This window comes from Pirellula sp. SH-Sr6A (assembly GCF_001610875.1).
Lineage (GTDB): Bacteria > Planctomycetota > Planctomycetia > Pirellulales > Pirellulaceae > JBKCUI01.
In genome coordinates this window covers 2,133,636-2,153,536 of the sequence record NZ_CP011272.1, presented here as the reverse complement: position 1 = coordinate 2,153,536, position 19,901 = coordinate 2,133,636, and the positions used below count along the sequence as shown (strand labels likewise).

The 19,901-nt window shown below is 54.2% G+C and carries 18 protein-coding genes, 1 tRNA gene and 1 pseudogene; 17 read left to right on the top strand and 3 right to left on the bottom strand.

Features of this window, described 5'->3' with window-relative positions; translation table 11 throughout:
- Positions 1–2 precede the first annotated feature (2 nt).
- Positions 3–2,573, bottom strand: coding sequence for a PSD1 and planctomycete cytochrome C domain-containing protein (locus VN12_RS08510; RefSeq protein WP_146676423.1), 2,571 nt, complete (start codon positions 2,571–2,573; stop codon positions 3–5).
- A 290-nt stretch (positions 2,574–2,863) separates the two neighbouring features.
- Here VN12_RS08510 and VN12_RS08505 point away from each other — a divergent pair, with 290 nt between their 5' ends.
- Positions 2,864–3,583, top strand: a complete 720-nt coding sequence (locus VN12_RS08505) for a ferredoxin--NADP reductase (RefSeq protein ID WP_168164296.1) — start codon at positions 2,864–2,866, stop codon at positions 3,581–3,583.
- Between the two features lie 82 nt (positions 3,584–3,665).
- Here VN12_RS08505 and VN12_RS08500 read toward each other — a convergent pair whose 3' ends face one another.
- Positions 3,666–4,538, bottom strand: coding sequence for a purine-nucleoside phosphorylase (locus tag VN12_RS08500; protein ID WP_168164295.1), 873 nt, complete (start codon positions 4,536–4,538; stop codon positions 3,666–3,668).
- A 290-nt stretch (positions 4,539–4,828) separates the two neighbouring features.
- Between VN12_RS08500 and rpsD the strand changes: the two genes are divergently transcribed.
- From rpsD to VN12_RS08435, 13 genes are all read left to right on the top strand, one after another.
- Positions 4,829–5,440, top strand: a complete 612-nt coding sequence (rpsD, locus tag VN12_RS08495) for a 30S ribosomal protein S4 (protein WP_146676420.1) — start codon at positions 4,829–4,831, stop codon at positions 5,438–5,440.
- 56 nt (positions 5,441–5,496) lie between these two features.
- Entirely contained in the window at positions 5,497–6,930 is a 1,434-nt protein-coding gene (gene lpdA, locus VN12_RS08490; RefSeq protein ID WP_146676419.1) for a dihydrolipoyl dehydrogenase, read from the top strand.
- Positions 6,927–7,670, top strand: a complete 744-nt coding sequence (locus VN12_RS08485; protein ID WP_146676418.1) for a PIG-L family deacetylase — start codon at positions 6,927–6,929, stop codon at positions 7,668–7,670. The genes lpdA and VN12_RS08485 overlap by 4 nt, the downstream gene beginning before the upstream one ends.
- Before the next feature lie 57 nt (positions 7,671–7,727).
- Positions 7,728–7,800 (top strand) — tRNA-Ala (locus VN12_RS08480).
- A gap of 593 nt (positions 7,801–8,393) precedes the next feature.
- Positions 8,394–9,041 (top strand): methylthioribulose 1-phosphate dehydratase, encoded by a 648-nt coding sequence (gene mtnB, locus VN12_RS08475; protein ID WP_146676417.1) that lies wholly within the window; start codon positions 8,394–8,396, stop codon positions 9,039–9,041.
- A gap of 21 nt (positions 9,042–9,062) precedes the next feature.
- Positions 9,063–10,415, top strand: a complete 1,353-nt coding sequence (locus tag VN12_RS08470) for a serine/threonine protein kinase (protein ID WP_146676416.1) — start codon at positions 9,063–9,065, stop codon at positions 10,413–10,415.
- A 129-nt stretch (positions 10,416–10,544) separates the two neighbouring features.
- Complete coding sequence (locus tag VN12_RS08465) at positions 10,545–11,516, top strand: HD-GYP domain-containing protein (RefSeq protein ID WP_146676415.1); 972 nt, start codon at positions 10,545–10,547, stop codon at positions 11,514–11,516.
- Positions 11,474–11,890, top strand: a complete 417-nt coding sequence (locus VN12_RS08460; RefSeq protein ID WP_146676414.1) for a hypothetical protein — start codon at positions 11,474–11,476, stop codon at positions 11,888–11,890. The genes VN12_RS08465 and VN12_RS08460 overlap by 43 nt, the downstream gene beginning before the upstream one ends.
- 36 nt (positions 11,891–11,926) lie before the next feature.
- Positions 11,927–12,832 (top strand): DNA cytosine methyltransferase, encoded by a 906-nt coding sequence (locus VN12_RS08455; RefSeq protein ID WP_146676413.1) that lies wholly within the window; start codon positions 11,927–11,929, stop codon positions 12,830–12,832.
- A gap of 55 nt (positions 12,833–12,887) precedes the next feature.
- The gene (locus VN12_RS08450) at positions 12,888–14,594 is read left to right on the top strand and encodes a VWA domain-containing protein (protein ID WP_146676412.1); all 1,707 of its coding nucleotides are present in this window, start codon (positions 12,888–12,890) and stop codon (positions 14,592–14,594) included.
- Between the two features lie 3 nt (positions 14,595–14,597).
- Positions 14,598–14,951, top strand: coding sequence for a DUF721 domain-containing protein (locus tag VN12_RS08445; RefSeq protein ID WP_146676411.1), 354 nt, complete (start codon positions 14,598–14,600; stop codon positions 14,949–14,951).
- The gene (locus VN12_RS08440) at positions 14,948–15,595 is read left to right on the top strand and encodes a molybdenum cofactor guanylyltransferase (protein WP_168164294.1); all 648 of its coding nucleotides are present in this window, start codon (positions 14,948–14,950) and stop codon (positions 15,593–15,595) included. Before VN12_RS08445 ends, VN12_RS08440 begins: the two co-directional genes overlap by 4 nt.
- A 240-nt stretch (positions 15,596–15,835) precedes the next feature.
- A complete protein-coding gene (locus VN12_RS08435) occupies positions 15,836–16,168 on the top strand; it encodes a DUF6444 domain-containing protein (RefSeq protein ID WP_146676409.1) in 333 nt (110 codons plus the stop codon).
- 153 nt (positions 16,169–16,321) lie between these two features.
- On the opposite strand, the pseudogene VN12_RS26420 reads toward VN12_RS08435, so the two are convergent.
- A pseudogene (locus VN12_RS26420) lies at positions 16,322–16,489 on the bottom strand (ABC transporter permease); the annotation flags it as partial.
- A 379-nt stretch (positions 16,490–16,868) separates the two neighbouring features.
- On the opposite strand from VN12_RS26420, the gene VN12_RS08430 reads away from it, so the two are divergent.
- The 3 genes from VN12_RS08430 (at position 16,869) to VN12_RS08420 (ending at position 19,890) form a co-directional block, all read left to right on the top strand.
- Complete coding sequence (locus tag VN12_RS08430; RefSeq protein WP_146676408.1) at positions 16,869–17,534, top strand: TolC family protein; 666 nt, start codon at positions 16,869–16,871, stop codon at positions 17,532–17,534.
- Positions 17,535–17,770: 236 nt separating this feature from the next.
- Positions 17,771–18,031, top strand: a complete 261-nt coding sequence (locus tag VN12_RS08425; RefSeq protein WP_146676407.1) for a hypothetical protein — start codon at positions 17,771–17,773, stop codon at positions 18,029–18,031.
- Positions 18,032–18,372: 341 nt separating this feature from the next.
- Entirely contained in the window at positions 18,373–19,890 is a 1,518-nt protein-coding gene (locus tag VN12_RS08420; RefSeq protein WP_146676406.1) for an efflux RND transporter periplasmic adaptor subunit, read from the top strand.
- Positions 19,891–19,901 lie beyond the last annotated feature (11 nt).

Below are 19,901 nucleotides of genomic sequence, written 5' to 3'. Positions count from 1 at the left end.
GGTTATTCTCTCGTCAACGCTTCATCGAGATTGAACAAGGCTAGGCAGACGACGGACAAGGAGGCCAAGGCTTGCGAGTCGAGTTTTTCATCGGCGGGGTATGCCCCTACGCCGAGGAAAGACTTCGCGTCCGCGTCCGAAGTCGCAAAGAAGGACTCTTGTTTGGTGAGCGCCTTCTCGAGTCTCGCGAGCTCATTGTCCGAAGGTTCGCGACAAAGGATCCTTTCAAATGCAGAACGCAACCGCGAGGATCGATCGGAAGATTGATGCATGCACCAAGTAGCGAGCGCACGCGAGGCTTCTACCCAAGTTGGATCGTTGAGAGTGGTGAGCGCGTGGAGTGGCGTGCTCGTCGTCGCAACTCGCACTTTGCATGTTTGGCGATTGGAGGCATCGAACATGTTGGCAGGCCCCACCGTACGCCGCCAGAATGTGTAGAGACTGCGACGAACCAACTCGGACCCGCTCGAGATGGGGTAGGTGAAGTCCCGTTCTTTGGTAATCGCGAGCGACTCCCAAATTCCATCCGGTTGGTAGGGGTAAACAGGACGTCCACCGATCTTGCGATCCAGCAACCCGCTGGAGGCCAAGGCCCAATCGCGAAGGATCATGGAGGGCATTCGGAACCGATTCGCTCTCGCATAAAATCGATTCTCAGGATCGTAACTCAACAAGACGGGCGAGAATCGGCTTGATTGACGATAGGCGGCACTCGTGACAATCAATCGATTCAGTCGCTTCATGTCCCAGCCACTTTCACGAAACTCGACTGCGAGCCAGTCCAGCAGATCGAGATGGAGCGGGTACTCGCTTTGCACACCAAAGTCTTCCGACGTCTTGACCAATCCGACCCCAAAGAAATGCTGCCACATTCGATTGACCTGCACGCGGGCAGTCAACGGTTGTTTTTCGCTAAACAGCCAGCGAGCAAATCCCAGTCGATTCTTAGGTGCATCTTCTGGTAATGGAGGTAGAAAGGCCGGAGTGTTGAACGTTACCTTTTCATCAGGCTTGAGATACTCGCCTCGGAGCAGGACATGCGTGTCGCGAGGTTGGTCATCGCTCATGACCATGGGGCGAGGCATTTGATCGGCGACGTAATCGGATCGTTCTTTGCGAAGCCTGTTGGCATCCGAGAGCCATGGTAGTTTGTCGGCTAACGAGTCTTTGACTTTCGCGTCGAAGTGTTTGCGGAACTCGGTGTCGAGGTTCTTTTTCTCGTCGTCCGATCGCTGGTTTGCTTCCTTTGCAAGCAGTTTCAAGACCGATTCTGGCAGTCCCTTGGACTCGGTTGGGCGCTGATCGGTCAATATGCCGGTCTTCCAACCTTGGAAGGCTGCATCGAGGAGCGGACGCAATTTCTGATCCAGTTCGGCAAGTTGAGCGTCGACGGTTGCCAGATGCGCGGTGACCTCTTCGTTTGGAACTTCGATAAACGGGCGGCCGACTCGTATCCGCTTGGAGAAAAATTGCGGAGTGCCGGTTTCGGGGACTCGATTGAACGCATCCATCAAACGGTAATAGTCTTTTTGCGTGATTGGATCGTACTTGTGATCGTGACACTGAGCGCAAGCCATGGTGAGACCGAGAAAGACGGTCGAGGTCGTGTCCATGCGATCAAAGAGAATGACGAAGCGTTGCTCTTCCGCGATGGCTCCCCCCTCACCATTGAGGAGATGGTTTCTGTTAAATCCGCTTGCAATTTTTTGTTCGAGAGTCGCGTTGGGGAGCAGATCGCCCGCGAGCTGCCAAGTTGCGAATTGATCGAATGGGAGGTTTTGATTGAGTGTGGAAACAACCCAATCTCGCCACATCCACTGCCACGTGTCCCCATCTTGCTGAAATCCATTGCTGTCAGCGTAGCGCGAGGCGTCGAGCCAAGGGAGAGACATTCGTTCGCCATAATGCTCGCTTTGCATGAGCCGATCGGCCAGTTTTTCGTAGGCCATCGGATCATCATTGGCAGCAAAGGATCGCACCTCCTCGGGGGTGGGAGGAAGCCCGATCAAGTCGGCGTAAAGGCGCTTGATTAGAGTCGCGCGGTCTGCCTCAGGGGAGGGGGCAAGCCCTTCCTTTTCCATGCGGTGCAATAAGAAAGTATCGATGGCATTTTTGGGCCAGTTCGAGTGGTGCACGGACGGTTCGGTCGGTCGTGTTGGTTTGGAAAACGCCCAATGGTCGGAATAGGGAGCACCCTGATCAATCCACGCTCGGAGCTTTTCTTTTTGTTCGCTGGAAAGACGGCGGTTCGATGTCGCAGGGGGCATGAGCAAATCGGGATCGTCGGAATGGATTCTCTGCAGCAACCCGCTTTGCGATGGATTATCAGGGAGGATCGCACCTGAGGATATTGCTTCGTCCCGGTGGTCGAGTCGAACGCCACCTTCCCGTTTATTACCGTCTTGACCGTGACAGTAAAAGCAATTCTCCGAGAGGATAGGACGAATATCCCGATTGAAATCAATAGCACGATTAGAAAGTGGGGGTTCGAAGGCGACGACGGTGTCGAAAGAAGTTAGCCCGAACCCAACGAGCAAACAAAACAAAGTCGACCGGTACAAGGTGGGCCGCATCGAAGAGGTTGCTCGTTGAAACATAGAAGCCGAAAGGGAGGGAGGAAGTCTTCGTGGGTGGGGAGTGGCGGGTAAGTGGAGAAGGATCCGCGAACCCTCTCATTCTATCCCAGAAAACCGGCAATTTCCAACAACAATCGGACACGAACCGTTCGGAGTTGGGGTGATTTCGCTACCATAGCGGGCGTCGTTGGGGAAGATTGATGGCGGTTCATGCTCAGTGTTGGGTGTCGGCTGGAAACCTTGGGACTCAGGACAAAGTTATGGCATTGCAATGGATTACTGGGAGGGTGGAACGAAAACATATTTGGTCGGAAGGGCTCTTTACCTTAACCATTAGTTGCCCCGGAGTTGCGCCATTTGAGCCCGGTCAGTTTTTGCAAGTGGGTCTTCCGCTGCCGGATAAGCATTTGCATCGACCTTACTCCGTAGCTTCGCCGCACGGAGAGAGTTTGGATTTTTTTATCGTTCGCGTCGACGAGGGAGAGTTAACGCCGAAACTGTGGAATCTTTCCGAAGGGGACGCCATCGACGTTTCGGTGAAAGCGACAGGAAGTTTTACGTTGTCGCATGTTCCGGATGCTCCTTGTTTGTGGCTGGTCGCGACGGGAACTGGATTGGCTCCTTATATTGCTATGCTGCGCGATGCGACTATTTGGACGCGGTATGCAAGAGTGGTATTGGTGCATGGGGTGAGGCTCGAAACGGATCTTGCCTATCTGGACGAGCTTGCTGCCTACCACGCTATGCATGGAGAACGGTTCCAGTTTTTGCCTATTCTTTCCCGACAACAACGCGAAGGCTGTTTGCACGGTCGCATCACGCACACCATCGAAAGCGGAGTGCTCGAGGAGCAAGCGGGGGCGAGGCTGGTCGAGGGAGACGGAGTAGTGATGCTCTGCGGGAACCCTCAAATGCTCGACGATATGGAGACGCTGTTGAAAGATCGCGGGATGCGCAAGCACAAATCAGCGGCTCCCGGGCATTACGTATTGGAGAGGTATTGGTAAAAAGTTCGGTGAAGCGTTTGGTTCCGGTCAATTGTTTGTTGACGCAGGTTCAGCGAGTGCATCTCGCGGTAGCGCGATACGTTTAGAGCGGGGATTGCTGCATGCGGGGTAGGAGTTTCTCGATAAGCGGAACCAGTTGTTGTTGGGCTTGCTGCGACCAATCCAAGACTTCGGCGTGATCGGTTTTGGTGGGCGAGTCCGGTTTGGCCACATTGGTGACGATCGAGAACGCGAGCGAGCGCATTTGGAGATGCTTGGCCAAAACAATTTCAGGGACGGTACTCATCCCGACCATGTCCGCCCCCCATTTTTGGAACATGCGATATTCAGCTCGCGTTTCGTAGGTCGGGCCGAGGGTTGCGAGGTAGGTTCCGCGGTGCAGGCTGAATCCCAATTGGAGGGCTTCCTGGGTGGCGAGATCTAGCCAGCGTGCGTCGTACAACGCGTCGTGACGGTCGTGCAATCCGAGGGGACGCGTCGTCTCTCGGTGGTGGCGGGAGCAGAATGGGGATCGCTGCATCCAGTCGATGTGGTCATCGATCGCGACCACTTGGCCACTTCGAAAACGGGGATGAATCCCGCCCGACGCATTGGAAACGATGAGACTGGTCGCTCCCATTGCGGCAGCGCAGCGGAGGGGGAAGCAGGAGTGTTGCGGCTCCCAGCCTTCGTAAAGGTGAGCGCGTCCTGCCAAGGCAAAGACAGAGACACCACCTAAGTAGCCGAAAACACATTTTCCCGCGTGGCCTGCGACATGCGATAAAGGAAAACCAGGGATTTCCCGATAAGGGACAACCTTCGACGACTGGATTTCGTTCGCGAGTGCCCCCATTCCGCTCCCTAGAATAAGGCAGGCGAATGGTGAGAAGTCCCCAACGGTAGCACGAATCTCCTGGAGAGCGTCGTTCAAGTCCGGGTGGGGGAGAGACTGGCAATCCGATTGAGTGGGGTGCAAGATCCGCGATCCCTTTGGTTTCACAGGGTTTTGGGGTTGTCGAAGGGGGGGCAATTTAACATACTTTTCCGCAATATTCACGAGATTAGGTTGAGCCAGGGCCCGCGATGTAGCGAGCATTGACGGCCGCCGGAGTTCCCGGTGGCCATTTCGTTTTCTTAATAGCTTGAGTCACAAGGCTGCGTTCCAGATCGGAATGCGGTTTTCTCAGGCTGGACGAATTGGACTCGACCGACCGTTACCCATTGGTCGCTTCGAACCTTCGAGTTCGCAGCAGGAGACTGAGACATATGGCACGATACACAGGGCCCAAGGCCCGCATCAACCGACGCTTCGGTGCACAGCTTTATGAAAGCGCTGGCGCAGTACGAGCTTACGGAAAGCGAAGCGAGCAACCACCAGGGATGCACCCCCGAAGCCGCCGCACGAGCAACTACGGCACCGCTTTGTCGGAAAAGCAAAAGATCAAGTATTACTACGGACTGGGTGAGCGACAGTTGCGCCGTTACTTCGCCGATGCCGTTCGCAAGAAGGGGAACACCGGGGAAACGCTCTTGCTGATGTGCGAGCGACGATTGGATAACGTCGTGCGTCGCGTCGGGTTTGCCAAGACCCGTCCACAGGCTCGTCAAGGAATCGTGCACGGTCACTTCAAGGTCAACGGCGTGAAGGTATCGAGTCCTTCGTACATGCTCCGACCGGGGGACGTGATTGAAGTCCGAAGCAACGAAGCGGTTCGGAATTTGTACCGTGGCATTATCGCCAACAACTCTCCGACGCCGTTGGATTGGGTTTCGCTCGATAGCGAAGGATTGCGAGCTACGATGTTGGGACAACCTGGACCGAGCGATATTTCGTTGCCAGTGAACGCCAACATCGTGGTCGAATTCTTGTCCCGATAGTCGGTCGTCGTGCCGACTGGGATGGTTGTTTCCTCTGACCTTTGGGGCCGTTGCGCATGCACGCACCTGTTGTAGTTTTGGGTGGTGGACCTGGTGGGTATGCGGCTGCGTTTCTGGCAGCCGACGAGGGGCTGGAAGTGGTGCTTGTCGAGGCGGAGTCCCGCCTCGGTGGTACCTGCTTGCTCCGCGGATGCATCCCGTCGAAGGCATTGCTGCACGTCGCAAAGGTCATTAGTGAAACGCATGAGCTGACGGAAGAGTGGGGTGTGTCCTTCAACACCCCTGCCATCGACGTCGACAAGGTTCGCGCACGCAAAGAAAAGGTGATCGAAACGCTCAGCGGCGGATTAGGGCAACTGGCGAAGCGGCGAAACGTCAAGATCGTCCGTGCGCGAGGCAGGTTTGAGAACTCGACGACCCTCGTGTTGGAGGGTGATGACCCTTCCATTCCCGAGGGTGGCAAGCTGACGTTTGATTACTGCGTTATTGCGACAGGTAGCGTACCCGCAATGCCGCCATCGTTTCAGATCGGTTCATCGCGAGTGATGGACTCGACCGGGGCATTGGCGTTGCAAGATATCCCCAAGAAGCTGTTGGTGATTGGGGGCGGTTACATCGGGCTTGAGATGGGGACGGTTTATGCGTCCCTCGGGTCCGAGGTCTCGGTGGTCGAAATGACCGAAGGATTGCTGCCCGGTGCAGACCGGGACTTGGTCAAGCCTCTCCACAACCGGTTGAAGAAGATTCTCGACAACCGTATTTATCTCAACACGAAAGTCGGCTCGATCGCCGAAGTCGACAATCAGATCGAAGTCGCGTTTGAAGGGCCCGGGAAGTTTGGGCACGAACGATTCGACCGCGTGCTCGTGAGTGTCGGGCGCCGCCCTGTCACTCAAGGTCTCGGTTTGGAGAACACGCTTGCGAAGGTGAATCAGCGAGGGTTTGTCGTTTGCGATAATCAGCAGCGCACCGAGGATCCGCACCTTTTTGCGATCGGGGATGTGGCTGGCGATCCCATGTTGGCCCACAAGGCGAGTCATGAAGCGAAGGTGGCGATCGAGGTCATTCTCGGTCGGCCGGCTTACTTTGATAAAGCAGCGATTCCTGCCGTTGTCTTCACCGATCCCGAGATCGCTTGGGCGGGGCTAACGGATGATCAAGCGAAAAAGGAAAATCGCAAGGTCGACATCGAGGTGTATCCTTGGGCGGCGAGCGGTCGCGCGCAGGCATTGGGGCGGACTGAGGGCTTTACCAAATGGTTGATCGATCCCGAGACCCATCGCGTTTTGGGTTGCGGAATTGTTGGGCCCGGGGCAGGCGAATTGATTTCTGAGGCGGTTCTGGCGATTGAAATGGGCTGCGAAGTGAGAGATTTGACCGAGTCGATTCACCCCCACCCGACGCTCAGCGAAACGTTGATGAATGCTGGCGAGGTTCACTTCGGAACGGCGACAGAGATTTACAAACCGAAGAAGCATTCCGGATCATGATCCATACGCTCATCGAGCGAACGGACCAAGTCGATGTGATGTTCGTCGGGGCTCATCCCGATGACTTGGAGATCGCGTGCGGGGGTACGATCGCCGCGTTGGGCGAGTTGGGCTATCGCGTCGGAATGATCGACCTGACCGATGGCGAACCTACCCCGAACAGTCCGGGGCCCGATTCTCGTTTAGCCGAAGCGAAGGCTGCTGGCGATGTGTTGGGAGTAGCGTTGCGGAAAGTGCTACCCCTGCCGAACCGACGGTTGTTCGACGGGTTTGAAGAGCGAGTTCTCTTGGCCAAGGAATTTCGGCGATATCGTCCGAGGTTGGTGGTGGGGTTTGGAAACAAGACACCCTTGGCCTCGCCGGATCATTATCAAGCCATGTTGATCACCGACGCCGCCATCTTTTTTGCGAGGCTCAGTAAATGGGATGAGCATTTCGATGGATTGCCCATTCACGCGATCGACAAGCAGTTGTATTTTCGCTTGGAGTTCGACCGAGCGCCTGTGCCGGGATATCCCAACGAGATCGTGATGGACATCTCCCGGACACTGGAGAAGAAGATGGAAAGCATTCGATGCTATCCTTCGCAGTTTCCGGAGCACAAGTCGCATGTGCTCGAGAGTGTTCGAGGGATCGCCATTGCAGCGGGGACGGCGATCGGAGTGAAAGCCGGCGAAGTATTCACTTCCGTCCGACCGCTTGGAACATCGGACTTGCTCCGAAGTGTCGGGCTGGCTTGACAATCCCCGGAGTGCGTTATAACCTTCTCGGAACGCGGCAAAAGCCGATAGATCGATGGGGAATTAGCTCAGTTGGGAGAGCGCTTGCATGGCATGCAAGAGGTCAGGGGTTCAAGTCCCCTATTCTCCACTATTCACGGGACCGTAGCTCAATGGTTAGAGCAGGGGACTTAAGGAACGGAGCCTAAGGTTGCTCTTGAGACGTCCATGCCCGGCACCGTCCGGACAATGCGATGGACTTGAGAGCGGCGATGGCGATGTTCAGTGGGTTGCCCAGTTAGCGTGAAGCTACCTGGGTAGAATCTGTCAAATTCGGGGAAGGCTTTCTTGCACCGCGAGAATCGATGCAAATGCTAATCCCGAGCCAAGTCAGCGTTGTGACTTCGCCAATGTGAACAGCTCGCGTCAGATAGGATTCGTCTGCGGGATGTTCGGTAGCAAAGGACAGCCTGAAAGGTGTAGAGGCCAGACGGCAGACATTTCGGCGGCGGCACGTGGTACATGGCAAAATGCCCATGGCTCGGGGGTCAAAGGCCGGCGAAATGAAGGGATGGTCCAGACCACAAACCCGAAAGGGGCGGCGAAAGTCGTAGTCGGTACGCATAATCCCTTGGTTGCAGGTTCGAATCCTGCCGGTCCTATTCGCATTTCTTTCTTCGCTTCGTCTTGTCCAAGTTTCTTCGTACTTCGGCCAGTCGCGGAGCCTTCGTTCGAGAAGCCCCCATGGATAGTGTCATCAGCGATCTGTTAGCACCTTATTCGGCTCCTATTGAGGGGTTGTGTCGCGCGGGGAGTCAATTTTGGACACGCGGATGGTCGCTGGGCACATCAAGCAATTACAGCGTGTTGGTAAATCGCGAACCCTTGCAGTTGCTTTTGACGGCGAGCGGCAAAGACAAAGGGCACTTGGGGCCGAACGATTTTGTGTTGGTCGATATTGAAGGCAATCCAATAGCGCCGAATCAGCCGAAGAGCAGCGCGGAGACGCTTTTGCATTGTCTGGCGGTCGAGCGATGCGGCGCGGGTGCGGTTCTTCACACCCATTCGGTTTGGTCGACCATTCTGTCTCAGCATTACGCCTCGCTCGGCGGAATCCGAATCGAAGGCTTCGAGATGTTGAAAGGGCTAGAGGGGATTACCACGCACGAGACCGCTGTCTGGATACCGATCTTCGACAACACTCAAGACATTCCCGCGTTAAAGAAAGAGGTCGAGGCGTACCTCGATGCTAACCCTCAAAGACCTTGCTGGGGGTATTTGATCCGACAGCACGGGCTTTACACTTGGGGGAAGGATCTCCCATCGGCGGTGCGGCACATGGAAGTGATCGAGTTTCTGTTCGAGTGTATCGGGCGGCAGACCAAGCTCTAGAGATATCGGAATCGATGAATCATGGAGAGTCGGTTTCGGCAAGCGGTGATAGCGAGCGGAGTCGTTTCTCCGTCCCAATGGGATTACTGCCTTCGATTGCTCCGTCATCGCATCGTTACCGGCGGGATGGCTTGCTCCCAGGACCAAGAGGATCTTCTCCTTAAAGAGATATTGGTCGAACAAGGCGCCATTACGGAATATCAAGCGGCGCAGTTGCTCGAGGGGCGTCACAAACTGAATCTTGGCCCCTACATCATCACCGACTCGATCGGACAAGGCGGCATGGGGCACGTGTTCAAAGGCGTGCATCAGGTCATGGGACGAGTGTGTGCCGTCAAAGTCCTGCCGCTGCAGAAGGCGACCGAAGAGGCCCGGGAAGGATTCATTCGCGAGATTCGACTCCAGGCCAAACTCGACTGCGAGTATCTCGTCCGAGCGTATGATGCAGGTCAGGATGGGCGCATTCATTACCTGGTGACCGAATATGTTCCAGGGATGGATTTAAGACGTTTGGTAAAGACGCAGGGACCATTGAGTCAAGCGCGCGCGGCGAAGATAATCATGCAGGCTGCGCTCGGGTTGGACTATGCCCACCAAAAAGGGATGGTGCATCGGGATGTGAAACCCGGCAATATCCTGGTGACTCCGGAGGGGGCTGCTAAGGTGTCCGATGTGGGGCTGGCGAGTTTTACTGCAAATCTTGTCGATGATCCCCGTGCCGGAAAGATCGTCGGAACCGCCGACTACTTGTCCCCTGAGCAAATCCGTACTCCGTTGGATGTCGGGCCTGCGAGCGACGTCTATTCACTGGGGTGTACGCTCTACTATGCCGTTTGCGGGAAGGTTCCGTTCCCCGGAGGTGACACGGCGACCAAGATGCGACGGCACTTGGAGGAAACACCCATGCATCCCCGTCGTTTCTCGGCTTGGCTCCAGGACGAGTTCGTCGACATCATCGCGGAGATGATGGAGAAGGACGTATCGAAGCGAACACAAACGTGCGCCGAAGTTGCGACACGTTTGGAACCTTGGGCCAATCAAGAGTCCGGATTTGTTTCCTATCCTGCCCTCGTGCGAAGTCCTTGGGCTGCACCTCCACCCCCTGCTGACGATTTGCCTTCGATGGGAGCCGAAGAGAAAGAGGCCTCCAAAGACCATTCACTTCCGTCCCAAGATTCGGGGTTGTCGCAATCGGGATCGCGTCGCGTGACCGGATCCCCTCCTGGATTGGATCAAGGAGTGGAGGAATCGAGAGCAACAAATCGGTTCGTCAGCAGTCCGGGGATCGCCATCGCATTGACCGCGGCGGTCATCATTCCTCCGACTTTGGTCGTAGGTGCGATTCTGGGATACCTAATCGCTCTCCGATCGTAACGATGGAACGGGTTGGGAGAAGCCTGCCGATTTGTTCGAGAATAAATTGAGCGAAAATCGAGTGATCGACTGAGTACGTCCTGTTCTGCGTCTTAGAGTCTGGAGCGGAATTTTTTGAGGACACTCGTTATGCTGCCTGATCTTTTACCTATTCATCCTTGGACACTTTTGCCTGACCGCATTGTTGGCGTTGATGTATTGGTTTGGGACGAACAAGCCATGACGGCCATCAAATGCATCGACTCTCGAGAGCAAGTAACGCGATCCAGTTTTGATCAGATCGCAAGAGGAAGCGGCCAGAAGTGTTACATCGAAAATCGAAACCAGAGCCAATATCGTAGGTATCTATCGGAGAGTCTTGAGTCGTCCGAACAGCCATCGGCCGTACCACCTCTCCTGCGATTCACGTTGCTGTTTGAATCGATTCGATTTCAGTTGCTAGATGGACTGGGTACGTGCAGTTTGTCGAAGTGGGTTCAATGCGCGTACGACGCTACCCATCAATTCTTCGAAAAAAGCAACGGGATGGAGCGGCTCGGGAAAGAAATCGTCTCCACCTTCCGAAAGGATGGTGGGTTTGCTACCCACGCATTCAACGCGGGCGTCTATGCGTACTTGATCGCCAAGGAAATGGGACTCTCGACGCTGGATCAGCGCGAATGTTTGACCTCTGGCTTTTTGCACGATACAGGCAAACTGCAACTTGATCCTGATTATGCGGATCAGATCGAGGTACCCGATGGTTACATGGTCGTCGACTCGCGTCAGGAGCAGTTAGCACATTGCACCGCCGGATTTGTTTTCCTATCGAAAATCCCATCGATTACACGCACCCCGCTACTCGCATGCTATCAGCACCACGAGTATGTCAATGGCATGGGATTCCCGGTCGGATTGGAAGGACCTGATATCCCGTTGACATCGAAGGTATGTGCATTAGCAAACCGTTGGGATGGGCTGCTTTGCGATCGGAAGGGAAGGCCTGGCCTTTCGAGGATCGCTGCGTGGAAGCAATTATCGTCGGAAAGTGGAACACTTTGGGATAAGGAGTTGGTGTCATGCTTAGAACGGCTATTGAACCGACCTTCGAGGAACTATTAGATCAGCATCCCCAGCTCTTCGCCGTACCCGATCACCTGCTTCCGGATTTGGAATCTCGGGGGGAGTTGCCGCGTTGGGAAGGTGCACCTCGCGTAGCGCCTCGATTTCGTTGCAGCGGTCTCAGTATCGTCGAGTGCCTTGATACACCTCAGGTGTTAGCGATCTGGCAGCCGACACTGCGAAGCTTGGTCAAGGATGTTTCTCGGTCTGGGATGTCCTTTCTCAATGGTTGCCAATATTATCCTGATCAAAAGCTCAAGATCTCGTTGCCGATTGCAACAGCCGTCGTTCGCGTTGCTCGATGCAAGTTTCTCGGGCAGAATTGTTTTGAAACCGGTGTGAAGACTGTGGAATACTATCCTCGAACTACCTAGGTGTAGGTAGATGGAAGATTCTGGTAAAAACCCAACATGAAGTGTTTGGAGTTGTTCGCGGGAATCGGCGGTTTTGCTGCTTCGTTTCCCCACCTACAAATCGTGAACGCCGTCGATATCGACGTTCATGCCGCTTGCGTGTATCGATCCAACTATGCACATCCCTACTGCATTGCGGAGATTGCATCCCTCGAGACCGATTGGTTTGCTGCACAGGGAGCTGATTGCTGGTGGATGAGCCCCCCCTGCACACCCTTTACGCGACGAGGGAACCTTGGCGGTTTGTCGGACCCTCGGTGCGCCGCATTGAAACGATTGATCGACGTTGTATGCGAATTGACACCACCGCTGGTGTGCATTGAAAATGTGGTTGGGTTCGAGTCTTCCGACGCATTTGATTTGTTGCGTCGCAGATGGACCAAAGCCGGTTACCTCATCGATTGGACTCATTTCTGTCCGTCGGAGCTGGGGTGGCCCAATCTTCGTCCACGTTTCTATGCGATTGCCAGCTTGTCGCATCGAGAACGTATTTGTCGGCGTTCCCGCGATGTGGTCAAACGCAAGCTGTCGGACTATTTGGAAGAGCCCGTCGGTCCCACCGCGCTGAGCGAGCCCGGTCTTTGGATCGCCAATCAGATGGCCCGGCAGTACGAGAGGGCTATCGACAAAGTGGATCCTGCGGACATCGATGCTGTCGCAGCTTGTTTCACGGCGGCGTACGGTCGTTCGATCATCAAGTCGGGATCGTATATTCGAACCGAGCATGGATTGCGACGATTCACCCCGCGTGAGGTGGCTCGTCTCTTGGGATTCGAAGACTCTTTTCGGCTTCCCCCGGAATTGAGACCCCGGAAACTCTGGCACTTGCTTGGCAATTCCATCAGCGTTCCCAGCCTCCGTGCAGTATTCCAAGACTGTTTCGACCTACCCTCGCTCCTATAATGCGTTGGTCTGAACTCGAACGTCTAGGAGCAAGGCACATTGTTGCTTGAAATCGATGCAACCTAAGAAACCGGAAGCCATCGGCGGAATTGTCCATGTTTACCAAAAATTCAATCCGACCGAGTTTCCAAGCCCGACTCAGGAGCCTCCCGATCTTGTGAGCGGGGCGTTCGAGCACGCCATGGCCTACGGTCGGTTTCGCGAGCTCACCGAGGAAGAGTTGGCCCGAGCAGTGCGGATCGATCCAAGCCAGATTGCGGGGCTGGGACCGAGTATCGACATGCTCCGACAAATGCTCGAAGAGCGGAAACGAAAAATCCTCGAGACCTACTCCACCGAAGGATTGGACAAGAAAGCATTGCAGCGTTTCGAAAAAGCATCGAAGCGAGCGAACCCACCGGGGAAATGGAAGAATGAATTCCACAAAGCGGTCCAGTCCAAGCAGATTTACTTGCTCGAGCAGTTGTGGTACCGAACAGATCGCGATTCTCCGGATTTCGCGACCGCTGTCCTGCACACGATGGAATCGCTCGTGGATTTGGGTGGCATCGAGGAACTGTTGGACAAATACGAGTTCACCGGACGAGAGCGGGTCGATGTCCCTGAAGCGCTCGAGCTGAAAAAGATATTGGAGCAGATCGACGAATTGCTGAGACAGTTAGAGGAGGCCGCGAAGACGGCGCAAATCGGTCTCATCGACATGGAGGCACTTTCCGAGTTCATCCCCGAAGGAAACTTGAATGACCTTCAAGAACTGCGAGAACAAATCAGCAATCTGGTTAAGGAAGCTGCCGAACGCCAAGGGCTCGAACGGGATGAGCAGGGCTACTACCAATTGACCCCTAAGGCATACAAAGCCTTTCAGTCCCGACTCCTGCAGCGGATTTTTTCGCACATGGAGGCTGGTAGATCGGGGCGTCACGACGGCCGCATCGTCGGGGATGGAAGCGTCGAATTGCCTTCCACGAAAACGTATGAGTTTGGTGACTCGGTCAGTAACTTGGACGCGACGCAATCCATCGTCAATGCTCTCTTAAAACGTCCGAATGAAAAGCCGCTTCGATTGCGTTCCGAAGATTTAGAGGTCTATCGTACCAAGAACACTCCGCGCTGCGCTACCGTGGTAGTCATGGACATGAGTGGCTCGATGCGATACGACGGCCAATATATGAACGTCAAGCGGATGGCGCTCGCTCTCCAGGGGTTGATCACGCGTGAATACCCCGGTGACTTTTTGCGATTTGTAGAAATGTACTCGTTTGCCAAACTGACTCGCCCCGGTGAAGTCATCGATCTGCTACCAAAGCCTGTCACGATCCATCACCCAGTCGTTCGGCTCAAAGCGGATATGAGCGATCCGAAGGTGAGCGAGATGGACATCCCGCCTCACTTCACAAACATCCAACATGCGATTCGGCTCGCCAGACAGAACTTGATCAATACGGATACACCCAATAAACAGATCATTCTCATCACCGATGGATTGCCGACTGCCCACTTTGAAGGAGAAATGCTCTATCTCCTCTATCCGCCCGACCCGCGAACCGAGCAGGAAACCATGCGAGAAGCGATGCTTTGTCAGAAAGATGGTATAACCATCAACATCTTTCTCGTGCCGAGTTGGTCGCAATCGGAGGAAGATATTCGTTTTGCGCACCGCCTTGCCGAACAAACCAAAGGACGCGTCTTCTTCACGGCCGGTAACGATTTGGATCGTTTTGTTCTGTGGGATTACGTAGACCGAAAACGGGAGATCCTATAAGCCGTGAACGAAGAAGAGATTTACCTTAGCCAAATTCCCAAAGCAGCTCCGAGTCGTTACCAAGCGAAAACGGTCTCTCGCGTTCTCGATCGATTGTTCCTCGAGAAGGGCTACGCGAATGAACAGTCCAGGGAGTCGCTTGTGCAGGCCTGGCAGGATGCTGTCGGACAAAGTCTGAGTGGGCAGTCCAAGGTGGGGCAAGTAAAACGCGGGGCACTCCAGATTTATGCCGCCAACGAGATCGTGCGATCGGAATTGGAGTATCTGAAATCGAAAGCGCTTGCTTCCATCCAGGCAGCGCTTCCTGAGATGAAAATTCAAAGCTTGAAAATCCATCTGCAGCGATTCGGTTCGTGAACGCCTATATCTTGGCCGGTGGAAATAGCACACGGTTCGGGCAGTGCAAAGCGCGCGTCGAGATAGATGGAACAGCTTGCTTAGTCCGACTTTGCTCGCAGCTTCGTCAAAGTGGATTGGCTCCGTGGGTTGTATCCAAACGCCGCGAGGACTTCAGCGATCTCTTTTGTGCAAACGATTCACTACCACTCGCAGGGATGCTCGCTGATTGGGATGGGTACGAAGGCCCGTTGGCGGGAATCGTAGCCGCCCTCGAACACTGCAAATCTAACGAGCATACCAAGTGTTGGATTCTCACTTGCGACTTGATCCAGTGGGAGTCAGTTTGGAACGAGTTGGCTCTTGAGATTCCCGATGCAATGATGCTCGACTCGTTGGCTGTATTGCTAAAGACGCCCGTGGACCCTTTAGGACCGAGTGCACCATCGTTTCAACCCTTTCCCGGTTTGTATGACATTCGATCCTCACCCTTTCTGAGGGAACCAGCCGTGGTGGCCAAACAATCCGTCTTCGCCTGGATCTCCTATTTCGAGAACCATGTCCGCCAGGTTTCGGTTCCAAATCAGAAGGCGCCGCGAACTTTCAATACACGTGATGAACTTTGCGATGGGTTATCCGAATACCGTGAACGCGAACGCGAATAGATTCGCAAGCAATTCGTGAAGACGACCGGCCACGCGAGCTTCTCGAGGGCGATGGATTGTAAAAGCGGTTGGTAACGCCATCGAACCATAAAGATCTCGGTTGATGGAAGTGATGGGAGCGGCAGTCGCCTAGGAAGCATACTCCTTTGTCTCATCGGTTACCGTTCACGGGTCGCGCCAACAAAATGGAAAAACTGTTCTAGACACGAAAGCGGCAATTGGGACACGACATAGGTTATCGTGTCTACACCAACATCCTCCCATCAGCTGGTCCCTGCTGAATTCGACGCCGAGATGACTCCGGCGGTTCGGGCTCTTGTGAATGCGTTGATTGCTGGCCTTCAGTTCCAGATCAACATCCTGCAATCGCAGATCGTTGATTTAAATGCGAAAATCTCGGATCTCGAATCTCAAATCAAGAGACTGACCCCTCAGAATTTCTCAATACCGCCAAGCTGCGTGCATCCCCACGCTAAAGCCGTTAAGAATAAACCCAAGAGTGGTAAAAGTCGTGGTGGACGAAAGGGGCACCCTAGCCACCAGCGTGCGTTGGTCCCCGATTGGCTCACTTGATTCGCGATATCCAAGCGATGATCGATTCGAAGGTCCCTGTACGTGCACCGAAACCGGTTATGACTGTTCATCAGCAATCAAGGGCTTGAACCAACGAACAACCGTGCCGAACGAGCGTCGCGCAAGGCTGTCTTTTATCGATAGTTATTTTTTGGAACGCAGTCGGTAGCTGATCGTTTGGAGCGTTGCAATCTCGCACACTCGTCCAGCAACTGCGCCCTACATCATGTTGAGTCCAGCGAAGATGCCTGCGCCAGATACCAAGATCACGACAAGCCAGGCAAGCAACCTTACAGGTCGATAGTGCTGCTGCAGGTACGGATCAAAATCTACTGTTCGTCCAGCAGCAGATCATCACGGCTAATAAGCTCGAACTGAACCGCGCTGTTTTAAATGAAGCAGTACGAGCTCAGTTGCAGGAGCTCGAAGCACAGAAGCTTCGCGTTGCCACCGATATCAAGACGGCCTAGTACGATAGCGTTCGGATTCAAAACCAGATTGGAGCGATCGATCTGTTCTCTGGACTACTAAAGCAGGGTGTCGATGCGGCTGAGAAACGAATGAAGGCTGGCGAAGGGCAAAGATCGACCTTTTACAAACACGAGTTCAGTTTAAACAATTGGAGCTCGATCGACGTCAACTTACTGCTTCTTTATCCGCGCGACTTCGTGAGATCGTGGCTCTCTCGGGCGTGCCCAATATGCAAATACAAAGCGTTGCTGGTGAGTTGCCTGAGACCCCTACAACACAGGACTGGAAATTGATCGAAGATGGACTGGTGGCCACTAGTCCTGAATACGCCTCCGCTCAAGCACGCATCCGTCAAGCGAGCGCTGCCGTTCGCCGACAAGAGTCCCTGCCCATCCCCAACTTGGGAGTTCAATTCGGAGCTGGCGTCGACAATGGCACTACCTCGGGCATGATGAACATCCAGGTCGGCGCGCCGATTCCTGTCTTCAATAAGAACCAGGCGAACATCGCGGCCGCTAAGGCGGATTACTGTCGAGCATTGCAAGAGGCTCAGCGAATTGACAACGCCGTTCGTGCTCGACTTGCAGTGGCCTGGGGCGAGTACTCTCGCGCTGCAGAGGCAGTCAATATGTACCTAAATGAGCTGCTACCAGCCGCTCAGCAGACACTGGATTTGGCCGAAGCCGCTTACCGAGCGGGTGAACAAGACTTCATCCAGCTTCTCGTTACACGTCGGACCTACTTCGACACCAACCTTGTATACATCGCTGCCAAAGCGCAGTTGGCTACCGCGCAAGCCCAAATTGACGGGTATCTGCTAACCGGAGCCCTGAACGCTGTCATCCACAACAGTGGTGACGATTCACTTCGAGGATTAACGCTGGGTCAAGAATAAGCCAGGCTGATATTCTCGCGACTAAAAAGACTGAACTGGTTGCCAGTCGATGATTTCCGTAGAATGCAGGGACTTACAAATGATCAAACCCTCGAGCTTACTCAGGAAAAGCTGGACCTGCATGTTTTTGGCCATACGACTGCTGACGCTCATCGCCTTCACCGCTCATGCGGTGCTGGGTTGCTGCTTGTCACATGGCAGTTGTATGCGAGAACAAGTCGCAGTTTTGAATGATCATGCGTGCGATCATCACGATCACCAGTGTGATTCGCATGGGCATGAAGAGGATGAGTCACACGACAATCAAGCAAGTGAGTCCGTATTCAGCTCTGCGGCAAGCTGCGTTCCATGTCCATTCGGTAGTCACGATCATTCCAGGCACTGTGACGACGCGACATGTGTCTTTGGAGTGGTTGGTAGTCCGACCACTCTGTCAGATCTTCAGTTTGCGGCCGATGCAATATGGATCGATGAATCTGTCGACTTTTGGCATTTAGCGTCTCGTCGTACGGACTTCGTTGTTGAGCAACTGGATGGTCCGCCGAGCTCGCCGCGTATTCGTGCTCTTCTCCAGGTCTGGATTATCTGATTGGACACCTGCGCATCTAGCATTCTTTGAGTGCTTGATGGACGCCTCTTATGTCCTAAATAACGTTTTGAGTCGCTACGCTACGAATGCACCTGAGTCAGAGTCACTGGCTTCACCTCTGGCTTCACTTCTGCCTTCAACGCCCGCTTCCTCATAACGTCGACCGCAGCGCACATCTTGTTTTAACGAGATCGCATGAGTAGCTGCGCACATTGACCGATGCACCAGTTTTTAAATGTTGAGTTACCTATGAAAAAGCTTTCAATCCAAGCGATCGTTTGTGATCCATGGACAAGATGGATCTTGGGATTGCTTCTACTAGCTATCGCGGTCTTCACTCATCCAAAATGGTGGCCGGCCCTAAATGGCTGGATCGATGCGACGGTTGCTGCGCGCAAGGAATCGACACGTGAGGCCCACGGAGTCGACGCACATGGTGAAGACGAACATGACCACGCACATGAAAGCGATGGGCATGACCATGCAGCGCATTCCGAAAGCTCATCGCTCGAGCTGACACCTCAGTCTCTCAAGAATCTTGGCCTGACTGCAGAATACCTGCGTCCTATCGCGCTCTCCAACTTCTACCGTACAGTCACGATTCCAGCGATTGTAGTCGCCAAGCCTGGCCGAACCGACATCCATGTTTCATCTCCAATGATTGGCATCGTCCAGCATGTTCATGCCGTCAGCGGTGAAGCCGTCGTTCCAGGTGACAAGCTCTTTGAAGTCCGGTTGACGTATGAGGATCTTGTAGACACCCAAACTCAATTGATGAAGAACTTGTCTGATGTGGCTGTTGAAGAGCGTGAGATTGCTCGCCTTGAGGAGGTTACGCGATCCGGAGCGGTGGCCAGCAAGATGCTGTTAGAACGGCAGTACGCACTCCAAAAACTACAAAGCTCCATCGGTGCACAGCGAGCAGCACTTAAATTACATGGACTAACCGACGAGCAGATCGACACCATTGTGCACGAGAAACGGCTCCTGAGGGATCTTTCTATCGTTGCTCCGGAAATCGACAACCACGCGCATGAAGAGAACAATCTGAGACTGAGCAATCGTCGATTTATGTCGGCGTCCTTCCAACAGACTGATCAACCAGCAGTTGTTACGGAACACGTACCATTGATCGTGGAGCGACTCACTGCATCAAAAGGGCAAGGTGTCCAAGCCGGCGAGATGCTGTGCGCACTTTCCGACTACTCTACGCTGTACATCGAAGGCAAGGCATTCGAGCAAGACGCTCCAGCCATCGCAGAAGTTGCAGCCAAAGGTTGGCCTATCGAAGCCATCATTCCCGGTGTGGCTGGCCAGGAAACCATTAGGGAATTGTCACTGGCATTTGTTGCAAGTGCGGTTGATCCGCAGTCCCGAACGCTTTCGTTCTTCGTCAATCTTCCAAACACAAAGTTACGCGATCAGAAGACACCAGATGGCCAGCGATTCGTCACCTGGAAATATCGCGTCGGTCAGCGACTAGAAGTGCGAGTCCCGGTGGAGGCTTGGGAGCAACAGATTGTGCTACCCGTTGATGCCGCGGTGAAAGATGGGGCCGATTGGTTTGTGTTCCAGCAGAACGGCGATCACTTCGATCGCGTGGCTGTGCATGTGAAATATCGAGATCAGCGTTACGTCGTGATTGAAAACGATGGCGCAATCTATCCTGGTGATGTGATTGCCTTGCGATCCGCTCACCAAATGCAGATGGCCATCAAGAACAAGTCGGGTGCGGGTGCTGACCCGCACGCAGGGCACAATCACTAAGCACGGAGCGC

Excerpts from the sequence above, each read along its gene's own strand:
- VN12_RS08510 (WP_146676423.1), bottom strand. The coding sequence starts at position 2,573 with ATGCGGCCCACCTTGTACCGGTCGACTTTGTTTTGTTTGCTCGTTGGG.
- rpsD (WP_146676420.1), top strand. The coding sequence starts at position 4,829 with ATGGCACGATACACAGGGCCCAAGGCCCGCATCAACCGACGCTTCGGT.
- lpdA (WP_146676419.1), top strand. The coding sequence starts at position 5,497 with ATGCACGCACCTGTTGTAGTTTTGGGTGGTGGACCTGGTGGGTATGCG.
- VN12_RS08485 (WP_146676418.1), top strand. The coding sequence starts at position 6,927 with ATGATCCATACGCTCATCGAGCGAACGGACCAAGTCGATGTGATGTTC.
- mtnB (WP_146676417.1), top strand. The coding sequence starts at position 8,394 with ATGGATAGTGTCATCAGCGATCTGTTAGCACCTTATTCGGCTCCTATT.
- VN12_RS08470 (WP_146676416.1), top strand. The coding sequence starts at position 9,063 with ATGGAGAGTCGGTTTCGGCAAGCGGTGATAGCGAGCGGAGTCGTTTCT.
- VN12_RS08465 (WP_146676415.1), top strand. The coding sequence starts at position 10,545 with ATGCTGCCTGATCTTTTACCTATTCATCCTTGGACACTTTTGCCTGAC.
- VN12_RS08460 (WP_146676414.1), top strand. The coding sequence starts at position 11,474 with ATGCTTAGAACGGCTATTGAACCGACCTTCGAGGAACTATTAGATCAG.
- VN12_RS08455 (WP_146676413.1), top strand. The coding sequence starts at position 11,927 with ATGAAGTGTTTGGAGTTGTTCGCGGGAATCGGCGGTTTTGCTGCTTCG.
- VN12_RS08450 (WP_146676412.1), top strand. The coding sequence starts at position 12,888 with ATGCAACCTAAGAAACCGGAAGCCATCGGCGGAATTGTCCATGTTTAC.
- VN12_RS08430 (WP_146676408.1), top strand. The coding sequence starts at position 16,869 with ATGCAAATACAAAGCGTTGCTGGTGAGTTGCCTGAGACCCCTACAACA.
- VN12_RS08425 (WP_146676407.1), top strand. The coding sequence starts at position 17,771 with ATGCGTGCGATCATCACGATCACCAGTGTGATTCGCATGGGCATGAAG.
- VN12_RS08420 (WP_146676406.1), top strand. The coding sequence starts at position 18,373 with ATGAAAAAGCTTTCAATCCAAGCGATCGTTTGTGATCCATGGACAAGA.